Origin of the sequence: Streptomyces sp. NPDC004539 (assembly GCF_040610055.1) — a bacterium.
Classification (GTDB): Bacteria; Actinomycetota; Actinomycetes; order Streptomycetales; family Streptomycetaceae; genus Streptomyces.
This window is the reverse complement of sequence record NZ_JBEXLS010000018.1, coordinates 134,213-151,146: the sequence shown is the minus strand read 5'-3', so window position 1 is coordinate 151,146 and position 16,934 is coordinate 134,213. Positions and strand designations below refer to the sequence as shown.

Genomic DNA, 16,934 nt, shown 5'->3' with positions numbered 1-16,934 from the left:
CCTCCGTCCCTTGCGTGAACGTTCAACCAGCCCGGTTCATTCCCGGCCGGGCGGGCGCCGCGCCGCCACGGAAATTCGGTGGAACGGCGCCCCTCGCGCCCCCTACCGTGCTCCTGACCACGTCTTCCAGGCAAAGGACGCCCCGTTGTACACCGTGTGAGACCCCCCGATTGCCGATCTGTCGCGCGTCGCGTCTGTGCGCCGCGCTGATTTCTGCTGCGGTCTTCTCACTGGAACCGGTGTCCTTTCTTGCTCACCACCTGGCTCAATACCTGGTTTGTCATGCCCACCCGCCTCCCCCTCGTCGTCCGTCGCTGCCACACGTGCGCGTCCGAACGCTTCCGGGCGGACGGCAAGTTCCGTGTCAACGCGAACCACAAGCTCCTCGACGCCTGGCTCCTCGTGCTCTGCACGTCGTGCGGGGAGACGGCGAAGCTGTCCGTGCTGGAGCGGGTGAACGTCCGCTCGGTGGCGCCCGCCCTGCTGGCCCGGCTGCACGCCAACGACCCTTCCCTGGCAGCCGAGTTGCTCCAGGGCCCGGCCGTACGGCACCGCAACCGCGTCGCCCTCGACTGGGCCGACGCCTGGCGGCTCGACACCGGCGGGGCGGATCGGCCGGACGGCGACACGGTCGACGTCATGGTCCGTTTCGCGGCGCCGATCCCCGTGCGGCCGGTGCGGCTGATCGCCGAAGGATTCGGTCTCTCGCGGGCCGAGGTCGAGCGCCTGCTCGCGCAGGAGCGCCTCGTCTCGGCGGTCCGCCTGAGCGGCAGAACCTCCGGCGACTTCGCCTTCACGCTGAAGCGCTGAGCACCGAGTAGCGCAGGTACAGGTGGTGGTCCCCCTCCCCCGGCGGGTTCTCCGGGTCGGGGGTCCACCCCTGGCGGGCGTAGAAACCCTGGGCCCGCCGGTTGTCGACGTGGACGTCGAGGACGGCGGTCTCACGCCCGTCGGCCCGCCAGTGCCGTACGCATTCGGCGTGGAGAGCCGTGCCGAGGCCGGTGCGCCAGTGGGTGGGGTCGATGTGGAACTGGAAGAGTTTCACAACCGTTTGTGCGACGCCGGGCGGGCGGGAGGAGGCGATGCCTACGATGCGTTCGGAGTTCTCCGGGTCGAGGGCGCACAGGACGCGGCCGGCCGGGTTCGCGATGGCCGTTCGCCAGGCCGCGAGCCAGTCCGTGCCGTCCTCGGGGAGGCCGTCGGGGTAGTAGGTGGCGCGGGCCCGGCGGTGGAGGGCCTCGATCGGCCCGGCATCGGAGAGCGTCGCTTCGCGGATCAACTGCCGTCCCTCAGGTCCTTGGGCCAGTACGGGCGGTACTCGATGTGGTCGTAGGTGACCACGCACTGCTCGCCCATCGGGGACTGGGCCATGAAGCCGACGAGGGCGGCGCCGGTCTCGTCCGTGTCGCCGAGGGTGAACAGGCGGACGAACGTCCAGTGTTCGCCGTCGCGGGAGGCGTGGAAGGCGAAGGCGCGGCCGGTGCGGCTGATCCGGAGCCACACCGAACTGCCGTCCACGGTGAAGGAGTTGGCGTCGTCGGAGTGGCCACGGGTGACGACCGTGCAGACGGTGGGGACGGTCGGGGAGAGTTCGAGGCAGAGTTTCGCCCAGGCGCGGTCCCCGACGTGGACGTACAACACCCCCGCGTCGAAGGCCGACTTGAAGCCGACGGTGACCCGCGCGATCAGCTGGAAGTCCCCCTCCGGGGCGCCCAGCAGCCGAGGGGCGTCGGAGGCGGGCTCCAACGACTCCTCGGTGGGTGAGACGAACCGGTCCTGCCGGGCCCCGGCCCATCCGCTGAGTACGCCGTCGTCGAGGGACCAGTGGCCGTCAGGCCCGTAAGTCCGCAGGGGGAAGGGGAGTTGGGGCACTGAGAGATCCATGGTCGGATCATCTCAGGGCCCGCACAACACCCCCACAGTTTTTACCGCTCCAGAACTCCGTTGAACCGGCGGGGAATTCCCAGCTCGTTCTCGTCCCGCAGCTCCACCGGCAGCAGCGCGGCGGGCGTCGTCTGGTAGACGACCGGGCGCATCCAGCGCTCGATCGCCGTACCGCCGACGGACGTCGACGTGGACGTCGTGGCCGGGTACGGGCCCCCGTGGTGCTGGGCGGCGGCCACGGCGACCCCGGTGGGCCAGCCGTTCACCAGGACGCGCCCGGCGAGCGGCGTGACCTCGGCGAGGAGGTCGGCACCGCGGCCCTCGCCGGCGGCCTCGGCCTCGGAGAGCTGGACGGTGGCGGTGAGGTTGCCGGGGAGGCGGGAGAGGACGGACGTGACCTCGTCGTCGTCCTCGTAGCGGACCACGACGGTCACCGGGCCGAAGCACTCCTCCAGGAGCAGGTCGTGCTCCCCCTCGGTGGCGAGGGAGGCGGCCGGGACCGTGAGGAAACCGGGGCTGACGGTGTGCTCGCCGCCCGCGCCGGGCGTGACGGGCGACTCGACGCCGGGGAGCTGGGCGCGCTCGGCGACACCGGCGATGAAGTTGTCCCGCATGCGGTGGTCGAGCAGGACGCCCGCGTCGGTGTCGCTGACAGCGGCAGTAAGCGATTTCACCAGGCCGTCACCGGCCGCGCCGGACGGCACGAGGACCAGGCCCGGCTTGACGCAGAACTGGCCGACGCCGAGGGTCATGGACCCGGCGAGGCCCGTGCCGATGGCCTCGGCGCGCTCGGTGGCGGCGGCCTCGGTGACGACGACGGGGTTCAGGGAGCCCAGCTCGCCGTGGAAGGGGATCGGGGTGGGGCGCGCGGCGGCGGCGTCGAAGAGGGCCCGGCCGCCCCGGATGGAGCCGGTGAAGCCCGCGGCGGAGACCAGCGGGTGCTTGATCAGCTCGATGCCGGCCTCGAAGCCGTGGACGAGGCCGAGGACGCCCGCCGGGATGCCGTGCTCGGCGGCGGCGCGGCGGATCACCTTGGCGACCAGCTCGGAGAGGGCCGGGTGGTCGGGGTGGGCCTTGACGACGACCGGGTTGCCGGCGGCCAGGGCGCTCGCGGTGTCGCCGCCGGCGACGGAGAACGCGAAGGGGAAGTTGGAGGCCGAGTAGACGGCGACGACGCCGAGCGGGACCTTGTAGCGGCGCAGGTCCGGGATCGGCGGGGTGGCGGTGTCGTCGGGGTGGTTGATCACCACGTCGAGGAAGGCGCCCTCGTCGACGATGGCCGCGAAGGCGCGCAGCTGGTAGCAGGTGCGGGCGAGTTCGCCGTTGAGGCGGACCGGGCCGAGCGCGGTCTCCGCGTCGGCGGTCTCGACGAGGGCCTCCTTGGCCGCTTCGAGCTGCTCCGCGGCGCCGCGCAGGAAGGCCGCGCGGACGGTGCGGTCGGCGAGGGAGGCGCGCGCGCCGTGGGCGGCGCGGACGGCGGCGTCGACCTCCTGGGCCGTCGCCTCGTCGGCGACCTGCTCCCGCTGCTTCCCGGTTCGGGGGTCGACGCTCCAGACTGGTGCTGCTGCCACCGGGGGTCCCTCCAACAAGTCGTGCCGCGGTGTCCTGTCACCACCAGCGCTGTTCGATATACTGAACACTGTCTGTGCTGGTGAATATGCTGTTGCAGACTATAACTTCAGCTTCTCGTCGAACGAAGGGGTCACAGTCGATGTCGGCAGGCGAGGCGGGGGGCGGGGCCCAGGTCAAGTCCGCGGTGCGGACGGTCGAGCTGCTGGAGTACTTCGCGGGCCGTCCCGGGATGCACTCCCTCGCGGCGGTCCAGGAGGCCGTCGGCTACCCCAAGTCCAGCCTCTACATGCTGCTGCGCACGCTGGTCGAACTGGGCTGGGTGGAGACGGACGCGACGGGCACGCGGTACGGCATCGGCGTGCGCGCGCTGCTCGTCGGCACGTCGTACATCGACGGCGACGAGGTCGTCGCGGCGGCCCGCCCGACCCTGGACCGGCTGTCGGACGACACGACGGAGACGATCCACCTCGCGCGCCTGGACGGCACGAACGTCGTCTACCTCGCGACCCGGCAGTCCCAGCACTACCTGCGCCCCTTCACGCGCGTGGGCCGCCGCCTCCCGGCGCACTCGACGTCCCTCGGCAAGGCCCTCCTGTCGACGTACTCGGACGAACAGGTCCGCAAGATGCTCCCGGAGACCCTCCCGGCGCTCACGGAACACACGATCACGGACCGCGAGAAGCTCATCGAGGAGCTGCACACCATCCGTGAGCAGGGCTTCTCCGTGGACCGCGAGGAGAACACGCTGGGTCTGCGCTGCTTCGGCGTCGCGATCCCGTACCGCACGCCCGCGCGGGACGCGATCAGCTGCTCCGTCCCGGTGGCCCGGCTGACCCCGGCGCACGAACAGCTCGTCAAGGACGCCCTGTTCGACGCCCGCGACCGGCTGACGCTGGCGACCCGGAGGCTCTGAACCCCGATGGACATCGCCCTGCGCCCCGTGCACGGCAGCGACCTCCCGGTCTTCTTCCGGCACATGAGCGACCCCGAGTCGCTGCACCTGGCCGCCTTCACCGCCGAGGACCCGCACGACCGGGACGCCTTCGACGCCCACTGGAAGCGCAACCTCGCCTCCGACGCCGTCCACCGCACGATCCTGGCCGAGGGGGACGTCGTCGGGCATGTGGCGGTGTACGGCGACCCCGGCGAGCGGGAGGTCACCTACTGGATCGACCGGTACTTCTGGGGGCGCGGGATCGCGACGGCCGCGCTGCGGGGGCTGCTCGCGGAGGTTCGGGAGAGGCCGCTGCACGCGCGCGTGGCGCTCGACAACGCCGGGTCGCGGCGGGTGCTGGAGAAGTGCGGGTTCCGGGAGACCGGGCGGGACTCCGGGTACGCGAACGCGCGCGGGGCGCAGACCGAGGAAGCGGTCCTGGTCCTGGACGCCTGACGAACTCCTGGACTCCTGACGAGCCGTACATGAACGTCCGATGAGAAATCGGGACGGACGGAACTCTCCGCCCCTTTCGTTCGTCTGTTTGTTCGTATGAACAGGACCATCAGGCGTACCGCCGTCTTCGCGCTGCTGCTCGTGTTCGCTCTGCTGCTGAGGGCGACCTGGGTGCAGTTCTACCAAGGCCAGGCGCTCGCGGACGACCAGCTGAACCGACGGAACGCGATCCAGACGTACTCGGACCCGCTCGGGAACATCATCGTGGCCGGAAAGTCGGTCACGGGCTCGGCCAAGACCAACGGCGACCTCAAGTACAAGCGGACGTACACGGACGGCAAGCTGTACGCGGCGGTGACGGGCTACGCCTCGCAGGCGTACGCGCCGACGCAGCTGGAGGGCATCTACGCCGACGTCCTGAACGGCACGGACACCCGCCTGAAGACCGTCATGGACACGGTCACGGACACCCGGGCCAATCCGGGCAACGTGATCACGACGATCGACCCGGCCGTCCAGAAGGCCGCGTACGACGCCCTCGGGGACAAGAAGGGCGCGGCCGTCGCGATCGACCCCAGGACCGGCCGCATCCTGGCCGTCGTCTCGACCCCGTCGTACGACCCCTCGACGCTGACCGACGCGAACACCGCCGGGTCGGCCTGGAAGAGCCTCAACGCGGACTCCGACAAACCGCTCGTCAACCGCGCGCTGCGCCAGCCGCTGCCCCCGGGGTCGACGTTCAAGCTGGTCGTGGCCGCCGCCGCGCTGGAGGACGGGCTGTACAAGAGCGTCGACGACAAGACCGACAGCGAGAACCCGTACACCCTCCCGGGGACGCGGCAGGTGCTGGCCAACGAGAACGCGTCGGCGCCCTGTCTGAACGCGTCGATCCGGGTGGCGCTCCAGTACTCCTGCAACAACGTCTTCGCGCACATGGCGGTCCAGCTCGGGCAGGACAAGGTGCGGGCGATGGCGGAGAAGTTCGGGTTCAATGACGAGGCGCAGGACGTGCCGGTGCGCGCGTACGCCAGCGTCTACCCGAAGGGCATGGACGAGGCGCAGACGGGGCTGACGGGCATCGGCCAGTTCGACGTGACGGCGACGCCGCTCCAGATGGCGATGGTGTCGGCGGCGATCGCGAACGGCGGCAAGCTGGTCTCGCCGCACATGGTCTCGCAGGTCACGGACAGCGGCGGGAACGTCCTGGAGGACGTCGACGGGAAGTCGACGACCACCCAGGTCGTCAGCTCGGACACCGCCGAGCAGCTCCAGTCGGCGATGCAGACGGTCGTCGAGGACGGCACGGGCACGAACGCGCGGATCAGCGGGGCGACGGTCGGCGGCAAGACGGGTACGGCGCAGCACGGCGAGAACAACAGCAAGACGCCGTACGCCTGGTTCACGTCGTACGCGAAGGCCGGGGACAAAGAGGTCGCCGTCGCGGTGCTCGTCGAGCAGTCGGACGCGGCGCGTTCGGAGGTCAGCGGGAACGGACTGGCCGCCCCCGTCGCGAAGGCGATGATGGAGGCGGCCGTCAAGTAGGGCTACTTGGTGCCGAGGAGCTGCTCGATCGGGTCGATCGCGAAGTAGACCGCGAACAGCGCGGACGTCCCCCACAGCAGCCAGTGGATCTCCTTGGCCTTCCCGAGGACCGTCTTGATCAGGACGTACGCGAGGAACCCGGCGCCGATGCCGTTCGTTATGGAGTACGTGAAGGGCATGACGGCGATGGTGAGGAAGGCCGGGATGGCGATGTCGTAGCGGTCCCAGTCGATGTGCTTGACCTGGGTCATCATCAGGAAACCGACGGCGATGAGGGCGGGCGCGGCGGCCTGGAGGGGGACGATCGTGAGGAGCGGGGTGAAGAAGAGGGCGAGCGCGAAGAGGCCGCCGGTGATCAGGTTGGAGAACCCGGTGCGGGAGCCCTCGCCGACGCCCGCCGCGGACTCGATGTAGGAGGTCGCGGAGGACGACGAGGCGGCACCCCCGGCGACGGCCGCGGCGCCGTCGATGAGCAGGACGCGCCCGAGGTTCGGGACCTTCCCCTCCTCGTCGAGCAGTCCGGCCTCGGCGCTGATCCCGACGACCGTGCCCATGGTGTCGAAGAAGTCCGACAGGATCAGCGTGAAGATCAGCAGGACGACGGTGATCACGCCGACGCCGGGCGCCCCGAAGGCGCCGAACAGGCTGAAGTGGCCGAGGAGTCCGAAGTCCGGGGTGTCGACGACCCTGTCGGGCCAGCTCGGCGTCGTCAGCCCCCAGCTCTTGATGTCGGCGACGGCGTCGATGACCATCGCGAGGACGGTCATGGTGACGATGCTGATCAGGATCGCGCCTTTGACCTTGCGCGCGAGCAGCCCGATGGTCAGCAGGACGCCGAGGCAGAAGACGAGGACGGGCCAGCCGGAGAGGGTGCCGGTGCCGCCGAGCTGAACGGGCACGGTGGTGTTCGCGACGTCGGGGATACGCGTGACGAAGCCGGCGTCGACGAAGCCGATGAACGCGATGAACAGGCCGATGCCGACGCTGATCGCCTGCTTGAGCGGCTGGGGTATCGCGTGCATGACCGCCTCGCGCAGCCCGGTGACGACGAGCGCGCAGATCAGCAGCCCCTCCAGGACGACGAGGCCCATCGCGTCGTCCCAGCTCATCAGGGGCGCGATCTGGAAGGCGACGACCGCGTTGAGGCCGAGTCCGGCGGCGAGCGCGAGGGGGAGGTTGCCGCCGACGCCCATGACGATCGTCATCACGGCGGCGACGAGGGCGGTGGCCGTGGTCAGCTGGACCGGGTCGAGGGTGTGGCCGTACTTGTCCTTGGCGCTGCCGAGGATGATCGGATTCAGGACAAGGATGTAGGCCATCGTGAAGAACGTGGCGAAGCCGCCGCGGATCTCCCGGGCGAAGGTCGAGCCGCGTTCGGAGATCCGGAAGTACCGGTCGACGCTGTTCACCGCAGGGGGTGCGGCACTTGGCCGGTCGGTCGTCTGCTGGGCCTCGGACATGGCGGACACTCCTGGTTGCCGGTTGGATCACGGTGCGGATGCTGGCTGGATTGTTCCCGCGTTGAACTCTCTTCAGGTTTTCGACGTGTTACGAAATCGGACCCCGTAACGGCCGGTCCCGCGCACGGCGTTCGAAGACCCGTACGAACTACGCAAGTCGATCACTGCTACGCTTCCGCATCTCGTCCCGGCAATCTCCCCGGGGCATCCCCATGTCATTCACATGCCACACAGAAGAGGTCACCCGTGGGCACAGTCGTGGACGACGCCGCCTCCGTGGAGTTCCATGCCTTCTTCGACCGCCACTACGCCGAACTGTCCCGGCTCGCCTACCTGTTGACCGGGGAGTCGGACACGGCGGACGATCTGGCGGCGGACGCGCTGCTGGCGCTGTGGCACCGCTGGGACCGGGTGCGCGCGGCCGACCATCCGGTGGCGTACGCCCGGGGGGTCGTCGCCAACCTGGCCCGGACGAAGATCCGCAGCGCGGTGCGGGAGCGGCGCCGGATCGCGCTCTTCTGGTCGCAGCGCGAGGAGAAGACGGAGAACCCGGACGTGGCGGGGGTGGTGGACGTGCAGTCGGCGCTGCGCAGGCTCCCGTTCCGCAAGCGCGCCTGTGTCGTCCTGCGGCACGCCTTCGACCTCTCGGAGAAGGACACCGCGCTCGCGCTCGGGATCTCGGTCGGTACCGTGAAGAGCCAGACCTCCAAGGGGATGGCCGAGTTGCAGAAACTGCTCGGCGCCCGTCAAGCTCCGCAGCGGATGCGTACCGTGATGGTGCGTACCTCCGAGTCCGCGGGAAGGGACCGATGACGATGCGGCGGGACGTGCACGACGAACTGCGCGCCCGGCTGCACGAGGCGGCCGAGCGGCACGAACCCGACCGCGCGCGCATCCTGGCCCGGGTGGAGCGCGGCATGATGGCCGAGCCCGACCCGCAGAGCCACCGCCAGACGCGGCCGGTGCTGGGCTGGGCGCGGATCGTCGGGGCGACGGCGGCGGTGGCCGGGATGCTCGCGGTCGGCGGGTACGCGGTGGCGTCGGCGGTGAAGAGCGAGCCGCCGGCCGAGCGGACGGTCGCGGTCTCCCCCACTCCGGAGAGGTCCCCGGACGCGACGAGCCGTCCACCGAACTCCCCGAAGCCGAGCCCGAGTTCGGGTGCCCAGTCGCCGAAGGCTCCGGAGCCGAGCGTGAAACCGACGCCCACGGCGGGGAGTTCGCCGTCGCCGCGGGCAAGTGGGGCGCCCTCAGCGGGTGGTGCGTCGGACGGGCCGCTCTGGTCGGACGGTTCGGTCGATCCGCACAGCAACGACTTCTGGGCGCAGAGCAACATCACGCTCAAGACGTCGAAGCAACTCTCCGCGCTCACGGTCCGGTTGAAGGTCGCGCAGACCGGCGGGGTGTCGAACGCGGGGGCCTGGCGGTCGCTGCCGGAGGACGACTTCACGTTCACGGTCGGGGAGCGGGACGGGTTCCTGGTCTACACGTGGGTCCTCAAGGAGGGGCGGATCGTGTATCCCGGGGAGTGGGTGTTCGCCGGACAGTACGACCACGACCGGGGCGGGCGGGACGCCGGGGGCGACACGTACGCGGTCACGGGGACGGCCGAGGGCGCGGGGCGTTCGGTGGGCGGGGACTTCGCGGCGTCCGGTTCCTGAAATTCCGCGGGAGTTTCCGCCAGGGCGGCAACCTTTCTCCCTCGGGTGACAACTTCAGGAGTGGCACCACCCCCCTGAACGACGGAGCACCACCCTTGAGCACGCACAGAAAACGTTTCTCCCGTCGCCGTGTCCTCGGCGCGTCCGCGATCGGCGTCGCCGCGGCGGGCGCGGCCGGGATCGCCGGGTTCGTCTCGACGGCGTCGGCCGCGGCCTTCGGATACGCCGACGACGGCAAGAACTACGTGGTGAACACGGGCGCGTCCCTGGTCTTCAAGGTCTCCAAGACGACCGGCGACATCACCTCGCTGGTCTACAAGGGCAAGGAGTACGAGGGGTACGGCGGCCGGCACTCGCACGTCGAGTCGGGCCTCGGCAGCGCGACCGTCACGGTGAGGCAGTCGGGCGCGACGATCCTCGTCAAGGCGGTGCACGGCCCGATCACCCAGTGGTACGCGGCCCGCAGCGGCCAGGACAACGTGTACCTGTGGACGAACAAGGCCGACGCGTCGTTCACGGCGACCCGGTTCATCGTCCGCCTCAAGCCCGGCGTCTTCCCCAACGAGGGTTCGGACTCCTGGATCGAGGCGTCGGACAAGGTCATCGAGGCGGGTGACGTCTGGCGACGGGGTGACGGGACGACCCACTCGAAGCACTACTCCGGCAAGCGTGTGATCGACTACGACTACGTCGGCTTCAAGGGCGCCAACTCGGCGCTGTGGATGGTGCGTTCGAACCACGAGAAGGCGTCCGGCGGCCCGTTCTACCGTTCGCTGCTGCGGCACTCCAACGACCTCGGCGCCGGTCTGTACGAGATCCTCCACTACAACCAGGCCCAGACCGAGCCGGAGCGCTTCGGTCTCCAGGGCCCGTACGTCCTCGCCTTCACCGGCGGCGCGGCGCCGGCGTCGTCCCTGTTCGCCGCCAATCTCGACACGTCGTGGGTGGACGGGCTCGGGATCACCGGGTGGGTCGGGAAGAAGGGGCGGGGGAAGGTCGCGGGGGTCGGGCTCAAGGGGATGTCCGCGGCGCATCCGTACACCGTGGGGTTCGCGGGCGCGGACGCGCAGTACTGGGCGAGGGCGGCGAGCGGGAGCGGCGCGTTCTCGTGTGCGGGGATGCTGCCGGGGACGTATCGACTCACGGTCTACAAAGGTGAGTTGGCCGTGCACAGGACGACCGTGAAGGTGACGGCGGGGGCGACGACGGCCCTCAACTCCCTGACGGTCAGCGGTGATCCGTCCGCCGCGCGGACGCTGTGGCGGCTCGGCGACTGGGACGGCACGCCTGCCGGGTTCAAGAACGCGTCCCTCATGACGTACGCGCACCCGTCCGACGCCCGTGCGGCGAAGTGGACGGGGAACGTGACGATCGGGGGCGGGGACGCGGCGTCGTTCCCGGCGTACATGTGGAAGGCCGTGAACGACGGGGTGCAGATCCACTTCAAGCTGACGGCTCAACAGGCGTCGGCGGCACGGACGTTGCGGATCGGGGTGACGGACGCGTTCGCGAACGGGCGGCCCCGGGTGACGGTGAACGGCTGGACCTCGCCGGTGCCGGTGGCGCCGTCCCAGCCGGCGACCCGGTCGCTGACGACGGGCTCGTACCGGGGCAACAACCACACGTTCACCTACACGATCCCGGCGACGGCGCTGTCCACGGACAACGTGCTGACGCTGAACATCGTGAGCGGGTCGAGCGGCGAGACGTTCCTGAGCCCGGGAACCTCGTTCGACTGTATCGATCTACTGGCCTGAGCCGAGCGTGTCGTCGCCGTTGCCGTACGCCTCGGTGTCGTCGATGGTGACGGGCGAGGAGAACTGCCACAGGTCCACCGCGTCGTCCGCGTTGTCGTGGAGGCGGGCGCCGGTGATCCTGTTGCCCGTTCCCGAGCCGAAGGTGACGGCGATGCCGTCGGCGTTGTGGCCGTTCCCGGAAGCGTCGCGGTTGCCGTGACTGTCCAGGTTCTGGACTAGGTTGTCGATCGTCCGGTCGCCGCGCAGCGTGAATCCGCCGGCGCCGTTCCCCGCGGTGACGAGGTTCCTGAAGACACCCCCGGTGGACGAGGTGACGACGACGCCCTGCGCGGGCGAGTTCTGGAAGGTGAGGTTCTCGACGGTCCAGCGGCTGCCGCCGATGTCCAGGAGCCAGGACCCGGCGGGCAGCCCCGACCCGTCGATCGTCGCCCTCTGCGACCCGTACGACTTGAGAGTGACGCCGTCGGCGCTGGACCTGAGGGTGGACGCGGGGGTGTACGTCCCGGCGCGGACCTGGATCACCGTCCCGGCCACCGCCTCGCGTACGGCGGTTTCGAGCCCGGCGGTGCTGGACACCGTCAGCACGCTGGACGCGGCCTCGGCACCGTCGTCCGCGAGGCCCAGACAGAACCCTCCGACCCCGGAGGAGAGGGAGATCGCGGCGGCGATCGAGAGGGTACGGGTCCGGCGATGGCGTCCGGTGCTGAGCCGCACGGGGTGTTTCCTTTCCTCGGGTTCCTCGGAACCGGGTTCGGGGTTCCTCGGGAACGGGGACCGGAGACGTGTCGTCGCGGCGGCGGGAAAGGTTGCCGCCCCCGCGAAAGTTGCGATCCCTTTCGCGGGGGCGGGCGCGATGTGACGGTATGTCAGTCCATCGTCGCGCCGATCGTCGTCGACCCGGTCGTCAGGAACGTCGTCGCCGGCAGAGTCCCGCTGGAGCTGCGGGAGTTGTACGCCGACGAGGCGTCCGTGGACCGGAAGGACGGCGTACTCACCCCGGAGTCCCAGTTGTTGCCGGACGACGCGACGCCCGACCCCTTGCTCACCGAGCCGCCGCCGTTGCTCACGGCGAGGTTCTTGCCGAGCTTCGCGGAGCCGGTCGCGAAGTAGTAGCCCCACTTGCTGTTGGCGTACGCGGTGGTGCGGTTGATGACGATGGCACCGGTGTTGCTGTTCTCGGTGAAGCCGTTGCCCGCGTTGCCCCAGGCCGCCGAGTTGTTGACGACGTGCGCGACGGAGGGCCCGTTGCCGCCGAGCTTGTACCCGTTGCCGTTGCCCTCGAACGCGGAGTCGCCCCAGCGGTTGACGCCGTTGCCGAAGGCCCAGGTGTGCTCGATGGTGACCGGCGAGGAGAACGACCAGAGGTCGATCCCGTCGTCCGAGTTGTTGTAGAGGCGCGCGCCGGTGACCAGGTTGCCGGTGCCGGAGCCGAACTTGATGGCGACGCCGTCCGCGTTCTGGCCGTGCGTCGCGGCGTCGTAGTTGCCGTAACTGTCCAGGTTCCGCACGGTGTTGTTGACCGTGTTCGCGCCGGTGAGGGTGAAGCCGGAGTCGCCGCCGTTGATGGTCTTGATGTTGTTCCAGGTGGTGCCGGTGCAGGACTGGCAGACGACCGCGCTGTCCTTGGAGTTCTGGAACGTGATGTTGGAGACGTTCCAGTAGGACGCGGTCAGCTTGAAGATCCAGGAGCCCGCCGCCATCGAGGACCCGTCGATCTTGACGGTCTCCGAGCCGTACGCGGTGAGCGTGATCGGCGAGCCGGAGGTGCCGTTGGCCGTCGACTGGAGGGTGGCCGTCGGGTAGTAGGTGCCGCCGCGGACCTGGATGACGGTGCCGGCGGTGGCGTTCTTGATGGCGTTCGACAGGTCGGTGGAGTTGCTGACGACGACCGTCGCGGCCTGCGCCTGGGTGGGCAGGACGGCCAGCCCGGTCCCGAGGGAGAGGGCGGCGAGCGCGGTGAGGGGGGTGAGAACGGTACGACGAGACATGGAGTGCGGTCCCTTTCGCCGTGTGGGGATGGGGAGTTGGGGTGTTCCGGTGGGGGGTGCTGGTGGGGTGGTGCTTTCTAGTGGTGCGTCCCGGGACGCCAGTTCCCGAGGTAGGTACGCGGGGTGTGGACGACCGCCTCCGCGTCCGTCAGTTGGGGCCGGTTCTCCGGCATGGAGATCACCGCGCCGGGGCCCGAGTTGCCGTACTCGGCGAACCGCATGGTCTGCCAGGGGTACGCGTCGCGCATGTTGGTGTACGGGGTGACCGCGTCGATCCCGGACCCGATCCAGGTGTCCCGAACCACCAGCGCGGGCCAGGCGGTCGTCTCGTACGACGGCACCCAGGGCCGGGCGATCTTGTAGGCCGCGTCCTCCGCTCCGGAGGTGATCCGGCCGCGCACGGCGAGGAAGCCGTAGGGGTTGGCGCGGGCGGTGGCGGGGGCGAAGACCATGCCTTTGGGGGTGAAGGACACGTCCCGCTGGAGGGTGTGGAAGTGACAGGCGTCGAAGACGGCACGGGCGCGGCCGAAGACGAAGTCGACGTCCCCCTCGATGTAGCAGCGCCGGTAGTACTGCCGGTCGAAGGCGTCCAGTGCGGTGGTGTCCGCGAACAGGGTGTCCTGGTGGGCCAGGAGACGGACGTCCTCGACGTGCGTGCGGTCGCCGGTGAGGTAGGCGGCGACCGCCTGGGTGCCGGTGATGTCGGGGTGGTCGGCGCGCAACCAGTCGTTGGCCAGGGTGAGGTGACGGATCGTCAGTCCCGGTGCGGCCGAGGTGAAGGTCGCCGATCCCGCCGTGCCGTAGGTGCCGGAGCCGTCGGGTCGCGGGGTGCCGTTGGCGTTGTCGTAGACGATGACGGCGGCGCGGGGGTCGCGGACGGCTCCCCTGATCGTCAACTCGGCTTTGTCCGCCGGGATGTCGACGACCTCGCGGTACGTTCCGGGGTGGACGACGATCGTCCAGCCGGGGCCGGTGACGCGGTCCACGGCCGCCTGGACGGAGTCGCCGGGACGGACGTGGACGACTCGGCGCCCGGTGTGGGCGGTTGCGGGGGCCGCCGTCACCGCCGTGATCGCGGCGGCGGTGCTCCCGGCGAGGAAGGCGCGTCGGCGCATCTCAGCACCCCTCCGGTTCCCAGTCGCCCAGATAGGCCGCGCGGGTCGCCGACTCGGCCTGTTCGGCGGTGAGTTGGGGCCGGTTCTCCGGGACCGTGATCGCCGCGCCGGGGCCGTAGTTGCGGTACTCCGCGAACCGCTGGCTCTGCCAGGGGAAGGCGTCCGACATGTTGGTGTAGGGGGTGACGGCGTCGATGCCGGTGCCGAGGCCCGTGTCCCGGACGGTCAGCATCGGGCGGGCTGTGGTGTCCGAGCTGGGCACCCAGGGGCGGGCCAACTTGTAGTAGGCGTCCGGCGCTTGGCTGCTCACCCGGCTCCGGGAGACCAGGTACCCGCGCGGGTTGGCCCCCGCCGTCGAGGGCGCGAAGACGAACCCGTACGGCGCTCCCGCGAGGTCGGTGCGGTCGAGCGTGCGGAAGTGGCAGCGCTCGAACACGGCGGTCGCGCGGCCGAAGACGAAGTCGACGTCCCCTTCGACGTAGCAGTCCGCGAAGTACTGGCGGGCGAACGCCGTCAGCGCCGAGGAGTCGGCGTACAGGGTGTCCTGGTGGCCGAGGAACCGACAGTGGTGGAAGGCGCTGCGGTCGCCCTGGACCTTGATGGCGACGGCCTGCGTGCCGGTGATCTCGGGGTGGTCGGCGCGCAGCCAGTCGTTGGCGAAGGTGATCCGGTGGGCGGTGAAGCCGGCGGCCTGGACGGTCGTCGTGGCCGAGCCGGTGGTGCCGTAAGTGCCCCCGCCGGGCTTGGGAGTACCGGCCGCGTTGTCGTAGACGACCACCACGTCACGGGGGTCGCGGGAGGCGCCGATCCAGGTCATGCCGGTGCGGGTGGCGTCGACGGCGACCGTCTCCCGGTAGGTGCCGGGGGCGAGGACCAGGGTCCAGCCGGCGCCGGTGGCGGCGGTGACGGCGGCGCGGACGGAGGTGAAGTCGCCCCGGCCGCCGGTGTCGACGTACAGGGTCTGCGGGGTGAGGCGGTCGGACGGGGTGCCGTAGCGGCCGAACGGCCTTGCGGCTCCTGCCTGTTGGGCTGCGGCAGGCAAGGCGGTGAGGACGGGGGCGGTGAGCGCGGCGGCGGTCGCCTTGAGGAATCCCCGTCTGGACAGCGGGAGTCGGGGCATGTCTGCTCCACTTCGGAGAGGGTGCCGGGGCGGTGTGCAGGACCGCCCCGGCGGTCTGGAGGCGTCAGCGCGCCCGGCCCACGCCCGCGCCGCGGTCGACGACCGAGGGGACGAGACAGGGCGGGTCGACCCGGGTGCGCAGGGTCGGGGTCCAGCCCGCGCCGGACTGGAGGGTCTCGGCGGGGATCTCCGCGTTGTGCACGGCGATGAGGTCGACGGGGCGGCCGTTGACATAGTTGTTCTCGGCGGTCAGCGGAGCCTCGCTCCACTTCTTGATGACCTTGCCGACACTGGTGCCGGGCGGCAGCGAGATCGCGTTGTCGCTCGCGTACAGCTGCGACTCCTTGCCGACGCCGAAGAGGTAGTACTCCTCCTTCTGCGCCTCCTCGACGACGTAGTGGTTGTTGTAGACGTCGACCTGGCCGAACCGCACGCGCGGGGAGCGCTGGAGGATTCCGTCGAAGCGGTTGTGGTGCATGGTGACCTTGAGCTTGCCGCTGTCGGTCGTGGCGGTGCTGTCGCTGTTGCCGATCAGCATGTTCTTGTCGTGGTTCTCGAACGAATTCCAGGACACGGTCACGTAGTTGGCGCCGCGCACGATGTCGGTGAGGCCGTCGTGCTGCTGGAAGACCTTGCCGAAGTAGACCGGGCGCTCGCTGTCGGGGTAGCGGCCGTCGGTGAGCGTGTTGTGGTCGATCCACACGTGGTCGGTGCCGTAGACGACGACGGCGTCGTACTCGGAGTTCCAGTTGCCGGTGTTGTTGTCGTCGGTCGGGTCCCACTTGGGGAAGCAGTCGAGGGGGGCCTCGATGGTGAGGTTGCGCACGATGACGTTCGAGACGGCCTTGATCTGCAGACTCCCGCCGAGGATGCCGGAGTTCTTGCCGACGCCGACGATCGTGGTGTTGCTCGGGATGTTGGCCTTGATGACCGAGTCCTGGTTGGCGGCGGAGGCGACGCGGGCGTCCTCCTGCGGGCCCATGGCGACCTTGTCGTTGCCGTAGACGGCGGGGTCGTAGTCCTTCAGGTACTGCTGGAGGTCGTAGCCGCCGGCCTCAAAGGCGTCGCAGCCCTCGGAGACGGCGTCGATCATCCCCTGCACCCTGATGATCTTGGGAGCGCTCCCGCCGGCGGCGAGGGCCGCCTTGAACTGCGCCCAGGTGGTGACCGTGTAGACGTGCTCGGCGTCGGCCGCCGCGCCTCCGGTGGTGCCGGTGCCGTACGAGCCCCAGCCGTCGCCGGCGCCGAGGGTCTGGCGGGTGAGGTCGGTGCCGCGCGGGGACTGGGGCTGGGCCTGGGCCGCGACGCCGGTCAGGGAGAGGACGAGGGCGGTGCAGCCGAGGAGCGTGCCGTAGCGGGTAAGTCTGTCATGATCATGCCATTTACGTGCGTGCATGGTGCAGCTCTCCTTGTGTACGAAGCGGGGGGTACGGTCCTGCTCGGCGGTT

The 16,934-nt window shown here is 70.1% G+C and carries 15 protein-coding genes and 1 pseudogene; 7 read left to right on the top strand and 9 right to left on the bottom strand.

Going from position 1 to position 16,934, the window contains the following annotated elements; all coding sequences use genetic code 11:
* The first annotated feature begins 282 nt into the window (after positions 1 to 282).
* A complete protein-coding gene (locus tag ABZX85_RS32100) occupies positions 283 to 810 on the top strand; it encodes a DUF1062 domain-containing protein (protein WP_355876288.1) in 528 nt (175 codons plus the stop codon).
* On the opposite strand, the gene ABZX85_RS32095 is transcribed toward ABZX85_RS32100, so the two are convergent.
* Genes ABZX85_RS32095 through ABZX85_RS32085 form a run of 3 tightly spaced genes read right to left on the bottom strand, consistent with a single transcriptional unit; the run spans position 794 to position 3,455 of the window.
* Positions 794 to 1,279, bottom strand: a complete 486-nt coding sequence (locus ABZX85_RS32095; RefSeq protein ID WP_355876285.1) for a GNAT family N-acetyltransferase — start codon at positions 1,277 to 1,279, stop codon at positions 794 to 796. The two genes, ABZX85_RS32100 and ABZX85_RS32095, sit on opposite strands and share 17 nt — an antisense overlap.
* Entirely contained in the window at positions 1,276 to 1,884 is a 609-nt protein-coding gene (locus ABZX85_RS32090) for a DUF1349 domain-containing protein (protein WP_355876282.1), read from the bottom strand. The genes ABZX85_RS32095 and ABZX85_RS32090 overlap by 4 nt, the downstream gene beginning before the upstream one ends.
* 41 nt (positions 1,885 to 1,925) lie before the next feature.
* Positions 1,926 to 3,455, bottom strand: a complete 1,530-nt coding sequence (locus ABZX85_RS32085) for an aldehyde dehydrogenase (NADP(+)) (protein ID WP_355876279.1) — start codon at positions 3,453 to 3,455, stop codon at positions 1,926 to 1,928.
* A 140-nt stretch (positions 3,456 to 3,595) separates the two neighbouring features.
* On the opposite strand from ABZX85_RS32085, the gene ABZX85_RS32080 reads away from it, so the two are divergent.
* The 3 genes from ABZX85_RS32080 (at position 3,596) to ABZX85_RS32070 (ending at position 6,388) form a co-directional block, all read left to right on the top strand.
* On the top strand, positions 3,596 to 4,369 hold the full coding sequence (locus ABZX85_RS32080; RefSeq protein ID WP_355876276.1) for an IclR family transcriptional regulator: 774 nt from the start codon (positions 3,596 to 3,598) through the stop codon (positions 4,367 to 4,369).
* A 6-nt stretch (positions 4,370 to 4,375) separates the two neighbouring features.
* On the top strand, positions 4,376 to 4,846 hold the full coding sequence (locus tag ABZX85_RS32075) for a GNAT family N-acetyltransferase (protein WP_355876273.1): 471 nt from the start codon (positions 4,376 to 4,378) through the stop codon (positions 4,844 to 4,846).
* 96 nt (positions 4,847 to 4,942) lie between these two features.
* A complete protein-coding gene (locus tag ABZX85_RS32070) occupies positions 4,943 to 6,388 on the top strand; it encodes a penicillin-binding transpeptidase domain-containing protein (protein WP_355876270.1) in 1,446 nt (481 codons plus the stop codon).
* A 2-nt stretch (positions 6,389 to 6,390) separates the two neighbouring features.
* Here ABZX85_RS32070 and ABZX85_RS32065 read toward each other — a convergent pair whose 3' ends face one another.
* Complete coding sequence (locus tag ABZX85_RS32065; protein WP_355876267.1) at positions 6,391 to 7,848, bottom strand: NCS2 family permease; 1,458 nt, start codon at positions 7,846 to 7,848, stop codon at positions 6,391 to 6,393.
* Positions 7,849 to 8,094: 246 nt separating this feature from the next.
* Here ABZX85_RS32065 and ABZX85_RS32060 point away from each other — a divergent pair, with 246 nt between their 5' ends.
* The 3 genes from ABZX85_RS32060 to ABZX85_RS32050 all read left to right on the top strand — a co-directional run bounded on the left by ABZX85_RS32060 (position 8,095) and on the right by ABZX85_RS32050 (position 11,263).
* On the top strand, positions 8,095 to 8,661 hold the full coding sequence (locus ABZX85_RS32060; RefSeq protein ID WP_355876264.1) for a SigE family RNA polymerase sigma factor: 567 nt from the start codon (positions 8,095 to 8,097) through the stop codon (positions 8,659 to 8,661).
* Positions 8,658 to 9,506 (top strand): hypothetical protein, encoded by an 849-nt coding sequence (locus ABZX85_RS32055; protein WP_355876262.1) that lies wholly within the window; start codon positions 8,658 to 8,660, stop codon positions 9,504 to 9,506. The genes ABZX85_RS32060 and ABZX85_RS32055 overlap by 4 nt, the downstream gene beginning before the upstream one ends.
* Positions 9,507 to 9,601: 95 nt before the next feature.
* Complete coding sequence (locus ABZX85_RS32050) at positions 9,602 to 11,263, top strand: rhamnogalacturonan lyase B N-terminal domain-containing protein (RefSeq protein WP_355876259.1); 1,662 nt, start codon at positions 9,602 to 9,604, stop codon at positions 11,261 to 11,263.
* Positions 11,264 to 11,278: 15 nt separating this feature from the next.
* On the opposite strand, the pseudogene ABZX85_RS32045 reads toward ABZX85_RS32050, so the two are convergent.
* The 5 genes and pseudogenes from ABZX85_RS32045 to ABZX85_RS32025 form a co-directional block, all read right to left on the bottom strand.
* Positions 11,279 to 11,977, bottom strand: a pseudogene (locus ABZX85_RS32045) (right-handed parallel beta-helix repeat-containing protein); the annotation flags it as partial.
* 152 nt (positions 11,978 to 12,129) lie between these two features.
* A complete protein-coding gene (locus ABZX85_RS32040) occupies positions 12,130 to 13,251 on the bottom strand; it encodes a chondroitinase-B domain-containing protein (protein WP_355876256.1) in 1,122 nt (373 codons plus the stop codon).
* Between the two features lie 77 nt (positions 13,252 to 13,328).
* Positions 13,329 to 14,366 carry a pectinesterase family protein gene (locus ABZX85_RS32035; RefSeq protein ID WP_355876254.1) on the bottom strand — a complete coding sequence of 346 codons (1,038 nt, stop codon included), beginning with the start codon at positions 14,364 to 14,366 and terminating at the stop codon, positions 13,329 to 13,331.
* Position 14,367: 1 nt separating this feature from the next.
* On the bottom strand, positions 14,368 to 15,486 hold the full coding sequence (locus ABZX85_RS32030) for a pectinesterase family protein (protein WP_355876251.1): 1,119 nt from the start codon (positions 15,484 to 15,486) through the stop codon (positions 14,368 to 14,370).
* A 64-nt stretch (positions 15,487 to 15,550) separates the two neighbouring features.
* Positions 15,551 to 16,882 carry a pectate lyase gene (locus tag ABZX85_RS32025; RefSeq protein ID WP_355876248.1) on the bottom strand — a complete coding sequence of 444 codons (1,332 nt, stop codon included), beginning with the start codon at positions 16,880 to 16,882 and terminating at the stop codon, positions 15,551 to 15,553.
* Positions 16,883 to 16,934: the final 52 nt, after the last annotated feature.